A 3,821-nucleotide genomic window follows, 5' to 3' on the forward strand; every position below is an offset into this window, starting at 1 on the left:
TAATCGCGAGGTGTCGATAATGTGAAGGAACGCGGTTTCAGTGTATGAAATGCGCAGAATTGCGACGTTATCTGACGGGCTTTGCTCCGCATTATTTCTCGACGAACCTCTGCGGTCGTTTGACTAGCAGAGGAGCCGTCAATGCCGAATACCGATTGCGAACTGATCTCCGAACTCAGATCCGTACTGACCAGCCAACGATACAGCCCGGTGGTGGCCGGGAACTACTGCGCCTATGCGCGCGGGTTCCTCGACTATCTTGCCCGGCGCAGCATCCCGATCGCGGAGGTGACCGAGGCGCAGGTGGGGTACTATTTGCACCATGCGATCACGATGTTCCGCAAACGTCATGGCCGACCACCAGGGCCGTGTTGGCACTCCATTCCGCGTTCTGGAATCCACGCCCTACTGCGGCTTGCACAGGGCCGTTGGCCACCCGCGCCCAAAGCGACATGTGCTGCTGACACGCTGCGCTTTACGATTTGCGACGAATACGAGATCTGGCTGCGCGAGGAACGGGGCCTTGCGGAGCCCAGCATCTACGCGCTGATGTGGGAGGGCCGGAACTTTCTCGCCTGGCAGCTTGATCGATGCGGCGTCGACAGCCTGATGGAAATGAGCGTCGGCGATATCGACCGTTACATGGACATGCGCAGCCCGCACCAAACGCGCAAATCGGTGAAGGACGTGGCGGAGCGCCTTCGCTCGCTGTTGCGTTATCTGCACCGGACGCGCCGCACCGCAATCGACTTGTCGCCGCACGTCATCGCGCCGCTATTGTACGCCTATGAAGGTGTGCCCTCGATCCTGGAGCGCGATCAGATCGCCGCCGTTCTGGAAACCGCAAGCAAGGACACGACGCCCATCGGGCTCAGAGATCAGGCGATCCTGCAACTGCTGGCGACTTATGGTCTGAGGTCCGGCGAAATCCGCAATCTGAAGATCGAGGATATTGACTGGCGGACGGAATCGATCCGCATCCTCCACACCAAGACCCGTGCCTGTTCCTATCTTCCGTTGATGGCTCCGGTGGGCGAAGCCATCCTCACCTATCTGCGCTCGGGACGACCGCAAACTGACGCCCGTGAAGTGTTCGTGCGGACCCGTGCGCCCTATGGAAGGCTCCGGGTGCTGCATAGTGCCGTGTTCCGGCGAATCCGGGATGCCGGGGTCAAGCCACCGGGAAAGTGTGGGCCACACATCTTCCGACATGCCCGCGCGGTCGAGATGCTGCGCGCCTCGGTCCCGCAAAAGGTGATCGGCGATATGCTTGGTCATCGTTCGACGGAATCTACCGCTCCGTATCTCAAGCTGGCAACCGAAGACCTGCGGGCCATCGCGCTCGACGTTCCGGGATCGGAGGTGCTGTCATGATGACATGGCCCGATCCCGAACGACTGTTGATCGCGCGCTATCTCGCGGACCTTGGCCTGCGCAGCAAGAACAGCCGCACCTATTACAAACAGGTGCTCCACAGCTTCCAGGACGTCGCCGCGCGCCACACCGAACTCGGCCAAGATGTGCTGGTAGCCTGGTTGCGGGCGTGGTCCGACCGTTGGACGGCAACGACGCTGCTCCACCGCACCCGCATTATCGACCGGTTCCTCGATCACCTTGTGCAAACCGGGGCGATCCACCGCAATCCCGTCGTCGTCCTGCGCAAGGAGTGTAACGTCAAGCAGTGCAAGCCGGTCTGGCGCGCTCTGGCTTCACGCGATCCAGAACAAGCCCTTGCCAAACTGCATCAGCCCAAACCGTTCGGCAGCGTGCTGGGCGCGATCATGGCCGAGCACGTTACGCTGATGCGCAACAGGGGGTACAAATATACCACGCAGCCTGTGTGGCTTTTGCGGTTCGACCGGTTCCTACAGCTGAACCCGGCGCTACAGGATGAACCGATCGGGGTGATGCTCGAACACTGGGCGACGGCGAAGGCCACGCGCAATCATCCTGCCGAATGCGAAAAGCTGAAGCGCGTCCTTGCGAAGATACTCCGCCACCGGGATCCGTCGATCCCACCTCGCCGACCGGACCCACGTCCGGGGAAGGAAGTGGCCAAACAATGGCGCAAACCTCATATCTATACGCCTGCCGACGTGCAGCATATGCTCGACATTGCTCGCTCTTACCCCTCGCCACGGGCGCAGCTTCGCCCGTTGAGTGTCTACACCATGCTACTGCTCGCCTATTGCGCGGGCCTGCGGCGCAGCGAGGTCGCCCGCCTCGATCTGGGCGATGTTGATCTTCAGGGCGGCACGATCACGATCCGGCAGACCAAGTTCTACAAGACCAGGATACTGCCGCTGCCCGACACTGTGATGGCCGAACTTCGGGCCTACATCGATGTGCGGTGCCATGCCGGTGCATCGCAGGACCCGAGGTCCGGGCTGTTCTGGCACGAGCAGCGCAGTGCCCGCTATACGAAGCAAGCCGTCGCCTGGCTGCTCGTTGACGTCATACGCCGCGCCGGGTTGAAGCCACCGCAGGGGCGAACGGGACCGCGTCTGCACGACCTGCGGCACTCGATGGTCGTGAACCGGATCCTCGAATGGTACCGGACGGGCATCAACCCGCAGGATCGCCTGCCGTTCCTCGCGACCTATCTTGGCCATAGGGATATCAACTCTACGCTGGTCTACATCACGGTCACGCAGGACCTGCTGCATTACGCAAACGAGCGGTTCCGCGTGGTGGGTGCACCTTGCCTCAGCTTGGGGCGGGAGGTGCAGCCATGAGCAAGGCCAACCCGTTCCCAGACCTGATGCGCGCGTTCTTCTACGAATGGCTGGTCGAGCAGCGCAATGCATCCATCCATACGGTCCGATCATACCGCGATACCTGGCGGCTGTTCCTGCGGTTCGTCGCACAGCGTGCTGGAAGAAAGGTGGCTATGATCATGATGACTGATCTGGTCGCTAGCGAGGTCGCCGCGTTCCTCAGTTACGCCGAACATGAGCGCGGCGGTACGATCGGCACGCGCAACTGCAGGCTTGCCGCAATCCGCAGCTTCTTCCACTTCGTGGCGACCAGGGATCCCGCATCGATCGCACAATGCGTCGAAATCCTCAATATCCCGGTCAAGCGCGCGCCGGTATCGGAGCCATGCTACCTCGATCCGGCGGAAGTGACGGCGATCCTTGCCCAGCCGGATCGTTCGACGCTCGAAGGCATGCGCGATCATGCGCTGCTCTCGCTCCTCTACAACAGTGGCGCACGAATACAGGAAGCGCTCGACCTGTGCCCCGAAGCAATCCGGTTCGAAAGTCCGAGCTGCGTGCGCTTGACCGGCAAGGGACGGAAGGAACGCATCTGCCCGCTCTGGCCTGAAACAGCCTTGCTGCTGAAGAAGCTGCTCGAACGGCAACCACGGGCGCCTGACCAACGGCTGTTCGTTAACCGCTATGGCGAACCGCTCAGCGCGTCGGGCGTCCGATTCAAGCTTGCCGCCTACGTAAAGGCGGCGACCGAAGCCACACCAACGCTGCGTACCAAGCACGTGACGCCGCACGCCTTCCGGCACGCCACCGCCGTGCACCTCATATCGGCGGGCGTCGACGTTACGGTCATCCGCAGTTGGCTCGGCCATGTGAGCCTCGACACGACCAACCACTATGCCAGGGCCAATCTGGAAACGAAGCGAAAGGCTCTGGAACAGGTCGCTGTTCCGACAACACCCGGCGGTCAGCCATCGTGGAAGCGCGATGCAAGCGTACTCGCCTGGCTCGACACGCTTTGAAATAATGTGAAGGAACGTGGGCAGGAAACCCCAGAACTCAGCCAATCTGGCCGCCTTCCTTCACATTATCGACACCTCGCGATTA

The 3,821-nt window shown here is 61.4% G+C and carries 3 protein-coding genes; all 3 read left to right on the forward strand.

Translation table 11 applies throughout. The features are described 5' to 3' along the window. Positions 1 to 141 precede the first annotated feature (141 nt). The 3 genes from LQ220_RS24665 to LQ220_RS24675 are packed head-to-tail and all read left to right on the forward strand — an operon-like array spanning position 142 to position 3,736. Positions 142 to 1,374: a site-specific integrase gene (locus LQ220_RS24665; RefSeq protein WP_230190610.1), complete on the forward strand. Its 1,233-nt coding sequence runs from the start codon at positions 142 to 144 to the stop codon at positions 1,372 to 1,374. Next, positions 1,371 to 2,735, forward strand: a complete 1,365-nt coding sequence (locus LQ220_RS24670; RefSeq protein ID WP_010409287.1) for a tyrosine-type recombinase/integrase — start codon at positions 1,371 to 1,373, stop codon at positions 2,733 to 2,735. Before LQ220_RS24665 ends, LQ220_RS24670 begins: the two co-directional genes overlap by 4 nt. After that, on the forward strand, positions 2,732 to 3,736 hold the full coding sequence (locus LQ220_RS24675; protein WP_230190611.1) for a site-specific integrase: 1,005 nt from the start codon (positions 2,732 to 2,734) through the stop codon (positions 3,734 to 3,736). The genes LQ220_RS24670 and LQ220_RS24675 overlap by 4 nt, the downstream gene beginning before the upstream one ends. Positions 3,737 to 3,821 lie beyond the last annotated feature (85 nt).

It is taken from the genome of Sphingobium sp. CECT 9361 (genome assembly GCF_918741285.1).
GTDB lineage: Bacteria > Pseudomonadota > Alphaproteobacteria > Sphingomonadales > Sphingomonadaceae > Sphingobium.